General features: G+C 63.6%; 18 protein-coding genes. 9 read left to right on the top strand and 9 right to left on the bottom strand.

Translation table 11 applies throughout. The features are described from left to right. Positions 1–30 precede the first annotated feature (30 nt). Genes AC0L2M_RS18540 through rsmA form a run of 3 tightly spaced genes read left to right on the top strand, consistent with a single transcriptional unit; the run spans position 31 to position 2,850 of the window. Positions 31–963 (top strand): peptidylprolyl isomerase, encoded by a 933-nt coding sequence (locus AC0L2M_RS18540; RefSeq protein WP_023800699.1) that lies wholly within the window; start codon positions 31–33, stop codon positions 961–963. Further along, positions 960–1,988 carry a 4-hydroxythreonine-4-phosphate dehydrogenase PdxA gene (gene pdxA / locus AC0L2M_RS18545; RefSeq protein ID WP_473535548.1) on the top strand — a complete coding sequence of 343 codons (1,029 nt, stop codon included), beginning with the start codon at positions 960–962 and terminating at the stop codon, positions 1,986–1,988. Before AC0L2M_RS18540 ends, pdxA begins: the two co-directional genes overlap by 4 nt. A 22-nt stretch (positions 1,989–2,010) precedes the next feature. Further along, the gene (gene rsmA / locus AC0L2M_RS18550; protein WP_128169254.1) at positions 2,011–2,850 is read left to right on the top strand and encodes a 16S rRNA (adenine(1518)-N(6)/adenine(1519)-N(6))-dimethyltransferase RsmA; all 840 of its coding nucleotides are present in this window, start codon (positions 2,011–2,013) and stop codon (positions 2,848–2,850) included. 12 nt (positions 2,851–2,862) lie between these two features. On the opposite strand, the gene gmk is transcribed toward rsmA, so the two are convergent. The 9 genes from gmk to fabD form a co-directional block, all read right to left on the bottom strand. After that, entirely contained in the window at positions 2,863–3,537 is a 675-nt protein-coding gene (gmk, locus tag AC0L2M_RS18555) for a guanylate kinase (RefSeq protein WP_027152668.1), read from the bottom strand. Between the two features lie 5 nt (positions 3,538–3,542). Then, positions 3,543–4,433, bottom strand: coding sequence for a YicC/YloC family endoribonuclease (locus AC0L2M_RS18560; protein ID WP_473535528.1), 891 nt, complete (start codon positions 4,431–4,433; stop codon positions 3,543–3,545). A 178-nt stretch (positions 4,434–4,611) separates the two neighbouring features. Next, positions 4,612–5,850 (bottom strand): endolytic transglycosylase MltG, encoded by a 1,239-nt coding sequence (gene mltG / locus AC0L2M_RS18565; protein WP_473535529.1) that lies wholly within the window; start codon positions 5,848–5,850, stop codon positions 4,612–4,614. A 102-nt stretch (positions 5,851–5,952) separates the two neighbouring features. Next, positions 5,953–7,215, bottom strand: a complete 1,263-nt coding sequence (gene fabF, locus AC0L2M_RS18570) for a beta-ketoacyl-ACP synthase II (protein ID WP_287216706.1) — start codon at positions 7,213–7,215, stop codon at positions 5,953–5,955. Positions 7,216–7,249: 34 nt separating this feature from the next. After that, a complete protein-coding gene (locus AC0L2M_RS18575) occupies positions 7,250–7,486 on the bottom strand; it encodes an acyl carrier protein (RefSeq protein WP_006203723.1) in 237 nt (78 codons plus the stop codon). Positions 7,487–7,673: 187 nt separating this feature from the next. Continuing rightward, positions 7,674–8,411, bottom strand: a complete 738-nt coding sequence (gene fabG / locus AC0L2M_RS18580; protein WP_023800706.1) for a 3-oxoacyl-[acyl-carrier-protein] reductase — start codon at positions 8,409–8,411, stop codon at positions 7,674–7,676. Between the two features lie 42 nt (positions 8,412–8,453). After that, positions 8,454–8,720: a type II toxin-antitoxin system RelE family toxin gene (locus tag AC0L2M_RS18585; protein ID WP_128247644.1), complete on the bottom strand. Its 267-nt coding sequence runs from the start codon at positions 8,718–8,720 to the stop codon at positions 8,454–8,456. After that, positions 8,704–8,925: a type II toxin-antitoxin system RelB family antitoxin gene (relB, locus tag AC0L2M_RS18590; protein ID WP_473535530.1), complete on the bottom strand. Its 222-nt coding sequence runs from the start codon at positions 8,923–8,925 to the stop codon at positions 8,704–8,706. The genes AC0L2M_RS18585 and relB overlap by 17 nt, the downstream gene beginning before the upstream one ends. 83 nt (positions 8,926–9,008) lie before the next feature. After that, on the bottom strand, positions 9,009–9,950 hold the full coding sequence (gene fabD / locus AC0L2M_RS18595; RefSeq protein WP_128247646.1) for an ACP S-malonyltransferase: 942 nt from the start codon (positions 9,948–9,950) through the stop codon (positions 9,009–9,011). 267 nt (positions 9,951–10,217) lie between these two features. On the opposite strand from fabD, the gene AC0L2M_RS18600 reads away from it, so the two are divergent. The 6 genes from AC0L2M_RS18600 (at position 10,218) to AC0L2M_RS18625 (ending at position 16,010) form a co-directional block, all read left to right on the top strand. Beyond that, complete coding sequence (locus AC0L2M_RS18600) at positions 10,218–12,143, top strand: LTA synthase family protein (protein ID WP_473535531.1); 1,926 nt, start codon at positions 10,218–10,220, stop codon at positions 12,141–12,143. Positions 12,144–12,442: 299 nt separating this feature from the next. Next, entirely contained in the window at positions 12,443–12,934 is a 492-nt protein-coding gene (gene rpsF, locus AC0L2M_RS18605) for a 30S ribosomal protein S6 (RefSeq protein ID WP_473535532.1), read from the top strand. Next, on the top strand, positions 12,934–13,182 hold the full coding sequence (rpsR, locus tag AC0L2M_RS18610) for a 30S ribosomal protein S18 (RefSeq protein ID WP_006203718.1): 249 nt from the start codon (positions 12,934–12,936) through the stop codon (positions 13,180–13,182). Before rpsF ends, rpsR begins: the two co-directional genes overlap by 1 nt. 268 nt (positions 13,183–13,450) lie before the next feature. Then, the gene (gene rplI / locus AC0L2M_RS18615) at positions 13,451–14,035 is read left to right on the top strand and encodes a 50S ribosomal protein L9 (RefSeq protein ID WP_027152677.1); all 585 of its coding nucleotides are present in this window, start codon (positions 13,451–13,453) and stop codon (positions 14,033–14,035) included. Positions 14,036–14,312: 277 nt separating this feature from the next. After that, a complete protein-coding gene (locus AC0L2M_RS18620) occupies positions 14,313–15,602 on the top strand; it encodes an SAM-dependent methyltransferase (RefSeq protein ID WP_023800711.1) in 1,290 nt (429 codons plus the stop codon). An 84-nt stretch (positions 15,603–15,686) separates the two neighbouring features. Further along, complete coding sequence (locus tag AC0L2M_RS18625) at positions 15,687–16,010, top strand: YnfA family protein (RefSeq protein ID WP_091590534.1); 324 nt, start codon at positions 15,687–15,689, stop codon at positions 16,008–16,010. Positions 16,011–16,013 lie beyond the last annotated feature (3 nt).

A 16,013-nucleotide genomic window follows, 5' to 3' on the forward strand; every position in this document is an offset into this window, starting at 1 on the left:
AAATTGGGCCGCAACCGAGATAGGATTGGGATGCTTTCGATGAGGAAATACCTCTTTTCGGCAGGGTTCGCGCTGCTGGTGGCGGCGACCTCAGCCTCGATCACCATGATGACGCCGCCGGCTTTCGCCAGCCAGATCAAATACGTCGTCAACAACGTACCGATCACCACTGGCGACATCCAGCATCGGGCTGCCTTCCTGCGCCTGCAGCGCAAGAAGGGCAATGCCGCCGAGGAAATGATCGAGCAGACGCTGCGCGTCGCCGAAGCCAAGCGTCTCGGCATCCGCATCAGCGACGCCCAGGTCGAGGCTGCCTATCAGCGCTTTGCCACGACCAACAAGATGCAGCTCAAGCAACTCGACGGCGTCATGGCGCAGTCCGGCGTCGGCAAGGAGCATTTCAAGGAGTTCATCCGCTCCCAGATGGCCTGGAACCAGGCGCTGACCGCGCGCCATCGCTCAGAGAGCGGCGGCTCCGTGAGCGAGCAGGACGCAGTCAGGCGCATGCTCGACAAGGGCGGCAACAAGCCGACCGCCATGGAGTACATGCTGCAGCAGGTCATTTTCGTCGTGCCGGCGGCCGAGCGCAGCGCGACGCTGTCCAAGCGCAAGCGCGAGGCCGACGCCATGCGCGCCCGCTTCAACGGCTGCAACACCTCGCGCGAATTCGCCAAGGGCCTGATCGACGTCACTGTTCGCGATCTCGGCCGGATACTGGCGCCGCAATTGCCGCCGGACTGGGCCGACCAGATCAAGGCCACCAAGGTCGGCGGCGCCACCCCCACGCGCGAAACAGACCGCGGCGTCGAGTTCATCGGCATCTGCTCGTCGCGCGAAGTGTCCGACGACAAGGCCGCCCAGATGGTGTTCCAGAGCGAAGGCTCGAGTGGCAAGGACGCCGACGAGCTCTCCACGAAATATGTCGAGGAGTTGCGGAAGAAAGCCCGCATCGTCGAGCGCTGAAGTCGCCAGAGGCAGCGCTGGCGCTGAGCGCCGGCGATCCATCCGGCGTCGGGCCGGAAATCGCCATTGCCGCCTGGCAGGCGCGTGACAGCGCTGGTGTGCCGCCCTTCTACCTTGTAGCCGATCCGGCGCTGATTGCCGCACGGGCGCGCCTGCTCGGCGCCGATGTGCCAATCACGGAGACAGTGCCAGCCGAAGCGGAGCGCGTCTTTGAGCGCGCCCTGCCCGTCATGCCGCTTGCCGCCCGCTTCGTCGACGACCCCGGCCGGCCGGACCCGGCCAACGCCGCCGGCATCATCGAGGCCATCGACCGCGCTGTTGACGACTGCCTTGGCGGTCGCGCGGCGGCGGTCGTTACGTGCCCGATCGCCAAGAAGCCGCTCTACGATGCCGGCTTCCGTTTTCCCGGTCACACTGAGTATCTGGCGCATCTGGCGACGCTCCACACCGGCGCACAAGCGATGCCGGTGATGATGCTTGCCGGTCCCGAGTTGCGCACGGTTCCGGTCACCATCCACATTGCACTGCGCGAGGTGCCGGAAGCGCTGACGACGGAATTGATCGTCGCGACCGCCCGCATCACCGCCGCCGACCTCGAATATCGCTTCGGCATTGCCAAGCCGCGGCTTGCCGTTGCCGGCCTCAATCCGCATGCCGGTGAAGGCGGCGCGATGGGCGCCGAGGACGAGCGCATCATCCGCCCGGCGATCGAAAGGCTGAGGGCGGAGGGCATCGACGCTTTCGGGCCGCTGCCGGCCGACACGCTGTTCCACGCCCGCGCCCGAGCCGGCTACGATGTGGCGCTGTGCATGTATCACGATCAGGCGCTGATCCCGGCCAAGGCACTGGCGTTCGACGAGGCGGTCAACGTTACGCTCGGCCTACCCTTCATCCGCACTTCACCGGATCACGGCACAGCTTTCGATATCACCGGCAAGGGCATAGCCCGGACCGACAGCCTGATCGCGGCGCTCAGGCTCGCCCGCAGGCTTGCCGACATCGGGGCGAAGGCTGCCGCCGCATGAGGCTTTGCATGAGAGCGGTCGCATGAGCACCGACGGGCTGCCGCCGTTACGCGCGGTGATCGAACGCCATGGGTTGCAGGCAAAAAAGGCGCTCGGCCAGAATTTTCTGCTCGACCTCAACCTGACCGGCAAGATCGCGCGCGCCGCCGGCGACCTGACCGACGCCACGGTAATCGAGGTCGGTCCGGGTCCAGGTGGCCTGACCCGGGCGCTGCTGTCCCACGGCGCGGCTCGGGTCATCGCCATCGAGCGCGACGAGCGCTGCCTGGCAGCGCTTGCGGAGGTGTCAGATCACTATCCGGGCCGTTTGGAAATCATTGCCGGCGACGCGTTGAAGACGGATTTTGCAGCGCTTGCCGAAGGCGCACATGGAGGCAATGGATCTGTGAGGATCGTCGCCAACCTGCCCTACAATATCGGCACCGAACTTTTGATACGCTGGCTGACCGTCGCCGAATGGCCGCCCTTTTACGCATCGATGACGCTTATGTTCCAGCGCGAGGTGGCCGAGCGCATCGTCGCCCGCCCCGGCAGCGATGCCTATGGCCGGCTGGGCGTGCTGGCAGGCTGGCGGACGGAGGCAAAAATCGCTTTCGACGTGCCGCCGCAAGCCTTCACGCCGCCGCCCAAGGTGGTGTCGTCGGTGGTGCATCTGGTGCCGCGGGCAAATCCGCTGCCCGCCGAGGTCAAGAAGCTCGGCCGCGTTACCGAAGCGGCCTTCGGCCAGCGCCGCAAAATGCTGCGGCAGAGCGTCAGGAGCCTCGGCGGCGAAGCCCTGCTCACCCGCGCCGGCATCGATCCGACGCGGCGGGCGGAAACCTTGAGCGTCGAGGAATTCGTGCGACTGACCAACGCGGTGTGATTGCGGCGGCCCCTAGTCCGTCTTCTCATCGAGCAGCCCCGAGACGAAATCGAACAGCCCGGGCCGGCGGTCGCGTCTGAGCCGCTCGGCGATGACTATGCCGCGTACCTCGGCGAAGGCACGGTCGAGATCGTCGTTGATGATGACGAAATCATATTCCTTCCAGTGCTCGATCTCGTTGCGAGCGTTCTTCAGACGCGTCTCGATCACCGATTCCTGGTCCTCGGCGCGGCGCTTCAGCCGCGCCTTCAACTCTTTCATCGAGGGCGGCAAGATGAAGATCGAGACGATGTCGGCGCGCATCTTCTCCTTGAGTTGCTGGGCGCCCTGCCAGTCGATGTCGAACAACATGTCGCGGCCCTGTGCCAGCGCCAATTCGGCCGGCTCACGCGGCGTGGCATAGCAATTGCCATGCACTTCGGCCCATTCAAGCAGTTCGTCCGAATCGCGCAGCCGCTCGAACTCACGCATGGTGCGAAAATGATAGTGGACGCCTTCGATCTCGCTGCCGCGGCGCGGCCGCGTGGTGACGGAAACCGACAGTTCGAGACTAGAATCGCTTTCCAGAAGATTGCGCGCGATCGTCGACTTGCCGGCGCCGGACGGCGACGACAGCACGAGCATCAAACCCCGGCGGCGAATGCGGGAACCCAAATCCCTGGCAACCATAGGCTCCTTGGCGACCATCAGGGTTACTCCAGATTCTGGACCTGTTCGCGAAACTGGTCGACGACCGCCTTCAGCTCCAGCCCTATGGCGGTGATCGCAGCGGCGTTCGACTTCGAACACAGCGTATTCGATTCGCGGTTGAATTCCTGCGCCAGAAAATCGAGCTTGCGGCCGATGGCGCCGCCGCCTGCCAGCAGCACCCGGCCGGATGCCACATGTGTCTTCAGCCGGTCGATCTCCTCGCGGATATCGGCCTTGGTGGCCAGGAACGCCGCTTCCATATGCAACCGGCTGGCGTCGAGATTGGCGGAGGCATCCATCAGCAGCCGCACCTGCTCGGTAATCCGTTCGCGGATCACCGCCGGCTCGCGCGACGGATCGGCCTCGGCGCGCAGCGTCAGCGCTTCGATAGCGTCGATATGACCGGACAGCAGCGAGCGCAGGGCGGTGCCCTCGCCCTGGCGTGCCTGCTCCAGCCCGCCCAGCGCCACTTCGAGCGCCGAGAGTATCGCGCTGTCGAGCGCCGCCCGCGCCTCTTCGGTTTCGACGGTTTCGGGGATGTCGAGCACGCCGCGCAGCGAAAGCAGCCCGTCGGCTGTCGCAGGCGCTGCGCCGAACATCTCCTGCAGCCGCTTGGCCTGCCCCGCCAGATCTCTCAGGAAGGCCTCGTTGACCACGGGCTGCGCCTGCTGGCCGGCTGCGCGGCCGACGGTCAGCGTTGCCTGGAAATTGCCGCGCGCAAAGCGCTTCTGCACCGTCTGCCTGGCGGCCGGCTCAAGTCGCTCGAGGCCTTGCGGCAGCCGCAGCCTGACCTCGACGCTCTTGCCGTTGACCGACTTGACCTCCCAGGCGATCGACGTGCCGTCATGTTCGGCGACGGCCCGTGCAAAACCGGTCATGCTCTGCAAATTCATGATGCCCTTGCTTCCCCCTGGCGCATGATCCCGGAAGCGGTTCCGGGCCAGATCGTGCGCGGCTTCAAAATCCGGAGCGCCTGTTCGCGTCGAATCGGACGCAGGGCGCTCCTGATGACAAAATCAGCACGTCCCGGCCGTCAGACGAATCGGAGGGACGATTTCAAACCGTCCGGCGCTACTGCGCCGCCGCTCCAGCATCGCCATCGCCGCCGTCAACCGGCGCGTCGGTCTGACCTTCCACCTTGGCGGCGTCGGCCTTGGCAGCACCGGCCTTGGCGGCTTCATCGGCCAGTTCCTTCTGCAGCGCCCGGTAGCGGGCGACGTTCTCGTTGTGCTCGGCCAGCGTCGCGGCAAAGACGTGACCGCCGGTGCCGTCGGCAACGAAATACAGGTCGTCGGTCTTCGACGGATTGGCGACGGCTTCCAGTGCCGCACGGCCAGGATTGGCGATCGGCGTCGGCGGCAAGCCGTTGATCAGATAAGTGTTGTAGGGCGTCGGCTTCTTGATGTCAGACTGATAAATCGGGCGGTCGGCGGGTTTGCCCTTGCCGCCGAACAGGCCGTAGATAATGGTCGGATCGGACTGCAGCCGCATGCCCTTGGCCAACCGGTTGAGGAAGACGGCCGCGACCCGCGAGCGTTCGTCGCCCTTGCCCGTCTCTTTCTCGACGATCGAAGCCAGGGTGACGAAGTCTTCGACACTGGCCAGAGGCAGATCGGGGGCGCGCCGCTGCCAGACTTCCTCGACAAGGTTCTTCTGGTCCGCCAAAAGCTTTTCGACCATCTGCTGGCGTGTCGCGCCGCGGGTGAAACGCAGCGTGTCGGTAGCAAGGCTGCCCTCGGGTGGAATGGTCCGCGGCATATCGCCGTCGAGCGCTGCCTGATCGGCGATGCGCTGCAGCGCCTGCTCGACCGTCAGCCCCTCGGGGACGGTCAGCGAATACATCACCGACTTGCCGCTCTTCAGCAACTCCATGATGTCGCGCATCGAGGCCTGCGGCTTGATCTCGTATTCGCCGGCCTTCAGGGCGGAATCATTGCCAAAAGCGCGCACGCCAAGGCGGAAGATGCGCGCGTCGCTGATCAGTCCGCGCCGCTCGAGCTGCTCTGCAATCTCCTGGACGCCGGTGTTCGGCTTGACCAGGAAGGTGTCGGCATTGGCCGAAGGGCCGGGCTCGTTAAATTCCTGCTTGCCGAAATACAAGGCAAAGCCAGCCGCCAGAACCATCAGCATCACCAGGGAGATGACGAAGTTCATGAACACCACGAACTGGCTGCGCGAGGCGCGCGAGCGCTTGGGCGGCGGCGTGCCGGCTTCAGGCCGCAATGCCTCGCTGGCCGTTTTCGGCACGATCGGGCCCGACGGTGCGGACCGTTGCCCGAATTGCCCGTTGTCCGCCGAATTTGTGCTCATGGCGCCCTACCGTTTGATCTTGCAACGAATCCCTTTGGGCACAGTAGGGGCGAATATGGCAAAATTGACGACACGCATAGACCGTGTCGGTCGGCGGACCGGTCAGCCATTGTAGCGCTGGAAGACCAGCGAGGCGTTGGTGCCGCCGAAGCCGAAAGAATTGGACAGCGCCACATCGATTTGGCGGGCGCGCGGCTTGTGCGGCACCAGGTCGATCGCCGTTTCGCGCTCCGGGTTGTCGAGATTGATGGTGGCCGGCGCGATGTTGTCGCGAATGGCGAGGATCGAAAAAATCGCCTCGGCGGCGCCCGCCGCACCCAGAAGGTGGCCTATCGACGACTTGGTCGACGACATCGATATTTTCGAAGCGGCGTTGCCGACCAGCCGCTCGACGGCGCCCAGTTCGATCGTGTCAGCCATGGTCGAGGTGCCGTGCGCATTGATGTAGTCGACGTCTGCGGGCGTCAGCTTGGCCCGGTTCAGCGCCGCCACCATGCAACGGAAGGCGCCGTCACCATCTTCGGCCGGCGCGGTGATGTGATAGGCATCGCCGGTCAAGCCGTAACCGGTGACCTCGGCATAGATCTTGGCGCCGCGCGCCTTGGCGTGTTCCAGTTCCTCCAAAATGACGACGCCGGCGCCCTCGCCCATGACGAAGCCGTCGCGGTCGCGGTCATAGGGACGCGAGGCCGTTTCCGGAGCGTCGTTGCGGTCGGTCGACAGCGCCCGGCAAGCGGCGAAGCCGGCGATCGACAGCCGCGTCACCGGCGCTTCCGTGCCGCCTGCGACCATCACGTCGGCATCGCCCCACATGATCAGCCGGGCGGCATCGCCGATGGCATGCGCACCAGTGGAGCAAGCCGTGACGACGGCGTGGTTGGGGCCTTTCAGCCCATGCCGGATCGAAACCTGGCCGGATACAAGATTGATGATCTGGCCGGGGATGAAGAACGGGCTGATGCGGCGCGGACCGCGCTCCTTCAGGATCATCGCGTTCTCGGCGATGCCTTCGATGCCGCCGATGCCGGAGCCGATCAGCACGCCGGTGGCGCATTGCTCCTGATGCGTCTTCGGCGCCCACCCCGAATCCTTCAGCGCCTCGTCGGCGGCCGCGATCCCGTAGAGGATGAAGTCGCCGATCTTGCGCAGTTCCTTCGGCTCGAGAACGGTCTCGGGATTGAAGGTGGCATTCTCACCATTGCCGCGCGGGATGACGTGGGCGACCTTGCAGGCAAGATCCTCCACCTCGAACTCGGTGATCCGCTTGGCTGCGCTGCGGCCGGTCAGAAGTTCCTTCCAGCCGTGCTCAAAGCCTGCGCCGAACGGCGAAAGCAGCCCAAGGCCCGTGACGACGACACGCCTCATCGCAGGTCCTCCTCGGTGATGACTGCAAATAGCGTCAGGCCGAAGCCTTGTCGATGTACTTCACCGCATCGCCGACAGTCAGGATGGTTTCGGCCGCATCGTCCGGGATCTCGACGCCGAATTCTTCTTCGAACGCCATGACGAGTTCGACCGTGTCGAGACTGTCCGCGCCCAGATCATCGATGAAGCTCGCCTGCTCCGTCACCTTGTCGGCATCGACGCCAAGGTGCTCGATAACGATCTTCTTGACGCGCTCTGCGGTGTCACTCATTTGGGCATCCTCGTCTTTTGTTTGTCTGTCTTCGTTAGCGGGCAGAATGCCGCTAATCAAGCTGAAAGATGGTCCTGTCGGAAACGCAACGGCACCGGACCGGTTTTTGCCCGAACCGCCGGGTTGCGGGCCGCATTACACGAAAATCGGCCGGGCTCCAAGGCGAAAAGGGTGTTTCCCGCAACTGTCAAATCATCGCCATGCCGCCATTGACGTGAATGGTCTGGCCGGTGACATAGGCGGCTTCGTTGGAAGCGAGGTAAGCGACGGCGGAGGCGACTTCGGCGCTGGTGCCCATGCGCCGTGTCGGAATCGCCGCCATGATCGCCTCTTTCTGCTTGTCGTTGAGCTTGTCGGTCATCGCCGATTCGATGAAGCCGGGGGCGACGCAGTTGACGGTGATGTTGCGCGTGGCGATCTCCTGCGCCAGCGACTTGGAAAAGCCGATCATGCCGGCCTTGGAGGCGCAGTAGTTGGTTTGGCCGGGATTGCCGGTGACGCCAACCACAGAGGTGATGTTGATGATGCGGCCATGCCGGCGCCGCATCATCGGATGGGTGAGTTCGCGGGTCAGCCGGAACACGGCGGTCAGATTGACCTCAAGCACCGAATCCCAGTCGGCGTCCGCCATGCGCACGAAAAGCCCGTCCTTGGTGATGCCGGCATTGTTGACGAGAATGTCGACGCCTTCGAGATCGGCCTCGACCTTTTGGCCGAGCGCCTTAACCTCGTCGCGATTGGAAAGGTTCGCCGGGAACAGCTTGACCCGGTCGCCGAGCTCGGCCGCCAGCGTTTCCAGCTTCTCGACGCGCGTGCCGTGCAGGCCGACGACAGCGCCCTGCGCATGCAGCACCCTGGCGATAGCCTCGCCGATGCCTCCCGATGCGCCTGTGACGAGCGCCTTGCGGCCGGTCAATTCGAACATGTCTTTGATCCTCTTCCAAATCGGACAGGCCGGCGAATGTGGCTACCTGTAGACATCACTGCGGTGGCCTATTGTAACCACCAGAATGACGAGCCGCTTGTCCTGCACATCGCAGATAATTCGATAATCCCCAACCCGGTACCTCCAAAAAGTCGCTAACGGTCCCTTCAGCGGCTTGCCGGCTTCACGCGGATTGTCGAGGGCGGCAATACGGTTCTCGATGAAGTCGCGGAGCCGGTGACGTGTCTGCGGATCCAGTTTTTCAATAAATTTGCGCGCCGAGCGGGCATATTCAAGCGTCCAGGCCACGCCAGAAGTCCTCGGCTGTCATGACGTCCTCGTCGCCGCTTCTGATCCGCTCCAGCACTTCGGCCGCGAGGTAATAGTCTTCCACGTCCTCAAGACCGCGCTCGATGAGTTCGCGCAGATAAAACGCTTTACTGCGGCCAGTCCTGGCCGCGAGAAAATCCAGACGCTCTTCGATTTCGGGGGCAAGTCGGATTGATGTCGGCATTCCGATCTCCTGTGAATACATGTATTCACATATCCCGACGAGGCCAAGAATTCAAGCGCCCGCATCAGCCGGACGCGCATGGTTCAATCGAGCGCCACCAACGCCGCCTCGACATCGGCTGGCGTGCCGACGGCGCCGGTGGCGATGTCGCGGTTGATGCGCCGCGCCAGTCCCGACAGCACCTTGCCGGCGCCCACCTCGTACAGCGTCGCAATGCCGTTGGCGCCAAACCATTCCACCGTTTCGCGCCAGCGCACGCGCCCCGTCACCTGTTCGACCAGGCGGTGGGCGATTGCATCCGGATCGCTGGACGGCGTGACCGACACGTTGGAGACCACGGGTACGAACGGCGTGTTCTTCGTCACGCCGGCCAGCGCCTCGCGCATGGCCTCGGCCGCCGGTGCCATCAGCGCCGAATGGAAGGGCGCCGAGACCTGCAGCATCAGCACCCGCTTGGCGCCCTTTTCCGTGCACAGCTTCGCCGCCTGCTCGACGGCCGCCCTGGCGCCGGAGATCACCAGTTGGCCACCGCCATTGTCGTTGGCGATCTGGCAAATCGAATCTTTGGCCGCTTCAGCGCAGGCGGCTTCGACATCGGCCTGTTCCAGCCCGATGATGGCCGCCATGGCGCCCTCGCCGGCCGGCACAGCCGCCTGCATGGCATTGCCGCGGATACGCAAGAGCCGGGCGGCATCGGCGACCGAAACGAAACCGGCGGCGGCAAGTGCCGAATATTCGCCGAGCGAGTGGCCGGCGACATAGGCGACCTTGTGCTTCAGCGAGAGGCCGCGCGATTCCAGCGCCCGGATGGCGGCGAGCGACACAGCCATCAGCGCCGGCTGGGCATTGGTGGTCAGCGTCAGCCTCTCTTCCGGCCCTTCCCAGATCAGCTTCGACAGGTTTTCGCCGAGCGCGTCGTCAACCTCTTCGAAGATCTTCCGCGATTCCGGAAAGGCGTCGGCGAGGTCCTTGCCCATGCCGACAGCCTGGCTGCCCTGTCCCGGAAAGGTGAATGCGACTGCCATGCGTGCCTCCCAAGCGGCTGATTTTTCCTGCCTGTGACGCAAGGCGGGCGGACAAGTCAAGTCCGCTAGCAGCCCGACCCGGGCCGCTCCGGCTCGGTATCGCTCGCCGAGTACCTGTTCCAAAAGGCTTTTTTTCGATCACTCATGATGAAAATCGCTCACGATTCGTTTGCTGGCTCTTCTTATTTCAGCCACAGACGCTAGCTTTTCGTGACATATCGATGACAGCTCAATGACACTTTTGTGTATGGTCGGGGGAATTGTAAGGTGGCCAGGATTAAGAAAGGCGTTGGCAAATCCGCGCCACAGTTTCTAGAAGGCGATCCGGCCACCGGCTATCTGCCGGGCCGGAAATGGCCTGTTATCCGCTATGGCCTCGTCAGCCTTCTCGCCGCCACCATCCTGGTTTTTGCCATCGAACTGATCGTGCGCGGCGACTTTGCCGGTACCGTCGGCTTCTTCCTGCAGCCCTTCAAGCCGGGCTGGACCACCATCATCATCTTCGCGCTGATCCTCATCGGCCTCGATGCCGTGCTCGGCCGCAGCCACCAGAGCCTGATGATCGTCGCGCCGCTGACGCTGGCGCTGGCCTTTGTCGGCCACCAGAAATCGCTCTATCTCGGCGATCCGCTCTATCCGACCGATTTCCTCTATTCACGTCAGATCGTGGCGCTGATGCCGCTGCTGGTGCGCGAACGTCCGGGAACCGCCATCGCTCTGGCGGTCGGCATCGTCGGCAGCCTCTCGCTGCTCGTTTATGGCTGGCGGCTGTGGCGCCGCCGCGTACCGGCGCTCGGTCGCAAGGGGCGCCTGGCCCGGCTGACGCTGACCGTGCCGCTGCTCGCCTTCTTCGTGTCGATCATGGATTACGCGACGTTCTCGTGGACCCGCGACCGGCTGCAAATCATCCCGATCATGTGGGACCAGAAGGAAAATTACGCCTCCAACGGCTTCGCACTGGCCTTCGCCCTCAACGTGCCGATGGCCCATGTCGCCGCGCCTGCCGGCTACTCCGACAAGGCGATCGCGGCCATCGAAAGATCTGGCGTGAAGGCATCGGTGCCGACCGAGAAGCCAGACATCATCATCGTCATGAGCGAATCCTTCTGGGATCCGACCGAACTGCCCGGCGTCACCATCACGCCCGATCCGATTCCCAATGTGCGGGCGCTGCGCTCCGGCCACGTGTTCTCGCCGGAATTCGGCGGCATGACCGCCAATGTCGAGTTCGAGGCGCTGACCGGCTTTTCCAACGCCTTCCTGCCGGCCGGCAGCATCCCCTACCAGCAATATGTCCGCGCGCCGGTGCCGTCGATGGCGACGTTCCTGAAAAGCCAGGGCTATGAGACGCGCGCCATCCATCCGGGCACAAGCTGGTTCTGGAACCGAACGCCGGTCTATGCCGATTTCGGCTTCGATGACTTCAAGTCCGAAGAAAACATGCCATATCTCGAAAAGCGCGGGCCGCTGACGTCGGACGCGGCGATGACCGACGAGATCATCCGCGAAGCCGACGCCACGGACGATCCGTTCTTCTACTTCGCCGTCAGCCTGCAAAACCACGGACCCTACGAACCGAATCGCTATTACAATCCGACCCACAAGGTGCAGGCTCCGACCAGCCAGTGGGCAAAGGATTCGCTGCTGAGCTTCACGGAAGGCGCATCCGACGCCGACAAGAGCCTCGAGCGCCTCATCGAATGGGCGAAGAACCGGCGGCGACCGACCGTCATCGCCTTCTTCGGCGACCATCTGCCGCCGCTCGGTCCGGTCTATGTCGAGACCGGCTTCCTTAGGGATAACGTCGCGCCGCGCAAGGAGCCGCCCGACCAGATGCTGCTGCATCACAAGACGCCGCTGGTGGTATGGTCGAACCGCACCGGGCCGGCCGCGGACATGGGTGCGGTAAGCCCGGCTTTCCTGCCCTACCATATCCTGACCACGGCCGGGATCAGCCACCCCTATTACACCGGCTTCCTCGGCCAGATGCGCGAGCGCTACAGCGTCGTCGACCGCAATTTGTTATTGACGCCGACGGGCGAGGACACGCCCGACTGGGCGCGCAAGAAGCAAATCGACCCGGCGATCCGCGATTTCCGCCTGCTGCAATACGACATGATGTTCGGCAAGCGCCGTGCAGCGTCCGATTTCTTCCCGGAGACGGTGAACAAGCGGGTCCCGCATACAAGCTGAAGATGCCGCGACATGTCGTCCTGAGCGCGGCGGTTTTTCGGCTCGCCCTTGTCTTGCGGCCAAATTCCTGTATAGACGCCCGCAATCTGCCGGTCCTTGCTGGGGGCTGAACGGAGGGCCGGAGGTTTTTCGAAACCTTCGTGTGGAGCCAGAAGCGCTTCCGCCTCCCGTGTCTCCGCTCTCGACCGTCTCGTCATGCTCCTTTCTTCCCCGCCCGGCCAGGGATCGCCGGGTCAGAGAAGTTGCAGAGGCTTTTGCCGCCGGGACCGGGAGAGAAACGAAGAAAGGCAAAGAACAATATGGCTCTTTACGAACATGTGTTTCTTGCCCGGCAGGACCTCTCGCAGCAGCAGGTCGATGCGCTTGTCGAACAGTACAAGGGCGTCATCTCAGCGAATGGCGGGTCCGTCGGCCGGGTCGAGAACTGGGGACTGAAGTCCCTCACCTACCGGGTCAACAAGAACCGGAAGGCATACTATACGCTGATGGACATCACCTGCCCGCCGGCCGCGCTCGACGAGATGGAGCGCCAGATGGGCCTGTCCGAGGATGTGCTGCGTTTCCTCACCATCAAGGTCGATGCGCATGAGGAAGGCCCGTCGGCAATGATGCAGAAGCGCGAAGAGCGCTCGGAACGCGGCGGCTTCGGCGACCGTGACCGTGGCCCGCGCTCGTTCGGCGACCGCGATCGCGGCGACCGTGGCGATCGCCCGCCGCGCAGCTTCGGTGGCGATGGTGCAGACCGTGGCCCGCGCCGTCCGCGCGAAGCTGTTGAAGGGGGAGCAGAATAATGGTCGACATCAACCAGATCCCGACCCGGCGCCCGTTTCACCGCCGCCGCAAGACTTGCCCGTTCTCCGGCGCCAACGCGCCCAAGATCGACTACAAGGACGTGCGTCTTCTGCAGCGCTATATTTCCGAGCGCGGCAAGATCGTGCCGTCGCGCATCACCGCCGTCAGCCAGAAGAAGCAGCGCGAACTCGCCAAGGCGATCAAGCGCGCCCGCTTCCTCGGCCTGCTGCCCTACGTGGTTCGCTAACACTGATTAGGTGACCATGATCTTATCCGAAAACCGATTTCCAGTTTTCGGGATCATGGTCTAGCCAGCGGGCGGTTCGCCGCCCGCTTTTCCCACGGCGACGGGCGCCGCAGGGTTGCCATCAAATCCCGGGTTGAGGTGAAGACCTCTAACTGCCGCGACAGGCAGGACAGCGACATCGGCGGCGACGCCCTCAGCTTCCTGACCTGTTCCAGACAATTCGGCGTCGATGCCAGTGACTTGGCGCCCCAAACGAAGGAACAAAACCATGGAAGTCATTCTTCTCGAACGCGTTTCCCGCCTCGGCCAGATGGGCGATACCGTCAAGGTCAAGGATGGATTCGCCCGCAACTTCCTGCTGCCGCAGGGCAAGGCGCTGCGCGCCAACGAAGCCAACAAGAAGAAATTCGAAGGCCAGCGCGCCCAGCTCGAAGCCCGCAACCTCGAGCGCAAGTCCGAGGCGATGCAGATTTCGGAGAAGCTGGACGGCAAGAGCTTCATCGCCGTGCGTTCGGCCGGCGAAACCGGCCAGCTCTACGGCTCGGTGTCGACCCGCGACATCGCCGAGTTGCTGACGGCGGAAGGTTTCTCGGTCAACCGCAACCAGATCCTGCTCAACCAGCCGATCAAGACCATCGGCCTGACCAATGTGGCGATCGCCCTGCATCCGGAAGTCGAGGTCACCATCACGCTCAACATCGCCCGCACGGCCGACGAAGCCGAGCGCCAGGCCAAGGGCGAGACGCTGACCACAGCCGAAGCCATCTATGGCGACGACATCAACGACAATGCGCGCCCGGACAACTTCTTCGATCCCAATGCCGAGTTCGAAGGCGGCGAAGACAACGGCTGATTGCACGTCACAAGGCGTCAGAGCGGCGCTTTAAAACGTTCCGTCGGCTTCCAGTCATTTCTGGACCAACGCCCGGGCGCCTCGCCCGGGCTTTTTTGTGCCAAACGGAACTTTTCGACCCCCTATATCTTGATGCAGACTATAGCGCCGCGCGTCGTTTGGACGCGCAAAGGACGCTGCAGGACTTTGGTTCGGCGCATGATCCTTTCCGAAATCGATTTCGATTGTCGGGTCATGCGCCGAAACAGCGTGTCTGACCGAGAGGGGACATTTGTTCATGAATATTCTGCTGAAACGCATTCTCGACCGCCTGGTGCGCACCGGCAATCTCAAGGTCACCGGACCGAAAGGCCTCTCCGTGACTTTCGGTGACGGCAGCGGCGATCTGGTGCACATGCACATCAAGACCACGCATGCCGAGCGCGCCATCAGCTTCGATCCGATGCTGGCGGTGCCGGAAGCCTATATGGACGGTGAGCTCGATATACTCGAGGGCGGCGTGCTGGGGGTGATGCGCATCGCCTTCCAGAACATGGACAGCGGCGGCATCGATGCCACCTGGTCGAAGGCGATTGAAGGCCTGCGTCACGCCTTCCGCCGCCTGCAGCAGATCAACACGGCGGCGCGAGCGCGCCGCAACGTGCAGCGCCATTATGATCTGTCAGGCGACCTCTACAGACTCTTCCTCGACGAGGACATGCAGTATTCCTGCGCCTACTTCGAGCAGCCGGACATGACGCTCGACGAGGCGCAGGCAGCCAAGAAGCGCCACATTGCCGCCAAGCTCAGGCTGAAGGCCGGCCAGACGGTGCTCGACATCGGCTCCGGCTGGGGTGGGCTCGGTCTCTATCTCGCCAAGTCCTTCGACGTCGACGTGCAAGGCGTGACGTTGTCGACAGAGCAGCATGGCGTCGCCACCGACCGCGCCCATGCGCAAGGCCTGGAGAACCGCGTGCATTTCGAAGTGAGGGATTACCGCGAGCTCAACGAGCGCTTCGACCGCGTCGTCTCGGTCGGCATGTTCGAGCATGTCGGCGTCAACCACTACCGCACCTTCTTCGACAAATCGGCGACGCTATTGAAGCCGGACGGGGTCATGCTGCTGCACACGATCGGCCGCTCCGGCGCGCCGTGGGCAACCAGCGCCTTCATCCGCAAATACATTTTCCCGGGCGGCTACGTCCCCTCGCTCTCGGAAGTGATGCCGGCGATCGAAAAGTCGGGCCTCATCGTCACCGACATCGAAGTCCTGCGGCTACATTATGCCGAGACGCTGAGACATTGGAGCCAGCGCTTTGCCGCCAACCGCGACAAGGCCAAGGCGATCTATGACGAACGGTTTTGCCGCATGTGGGAGTTCTATCTGGCAGCCTCGGAAGCCGCTTTCCGCTGGCAGGATCTGGTGGTCTTCCAAATCCAGATCGCCAAGAAGAACGACACGCTGCCGATGTCTCGTGACTATATGGCCAAATGCGAGAAGGCGTTGCAGCTGCGCGACATGGGGCATCGTCCAAAAGCCCCTGCCGCCAAGCCCGCCCGGCGCCGCAAGGTGGCGGATATGGAATAGACCGCCGGCGATCACGCCATTGCCGCTTGCCATTGGCGGCCCACACGCTGAAAAAGGTCTCGCCGTCGCCGCGAGACTTTTTTCATGACCTATCTCATCTACATCGTTGCTGCCCTTGCCGAGATCGCCGGCTGCTTTTCGATCTGGGCGTGGTGGCGGCTGGAAAAGTCGCCGCTGTGGCTGGCGCCAGGCCTGGTCTCGCTCGCTTTGTTCGGCTTCCTGCTGGCGCTGGTAGACATCAGTGCTGCGGGCCGCGCCTATGCCGCCTATGGCGGCATCTACATCGCCGCCTCGCTCGGATGGCTGTGGCTGGTGGAAGGCGTTCGCCCCGACCGCTGGGACCTTGCCGGGTCCGCGCTCTGCATCGTTGGCGCCTCGGTGATCCTGCTCGCACCTCGGGGTGCCTGAGCT

The sequence above is a fragment of the Mesorhizobium sp. WSM4806 genome (assembly GCF_055811635.1).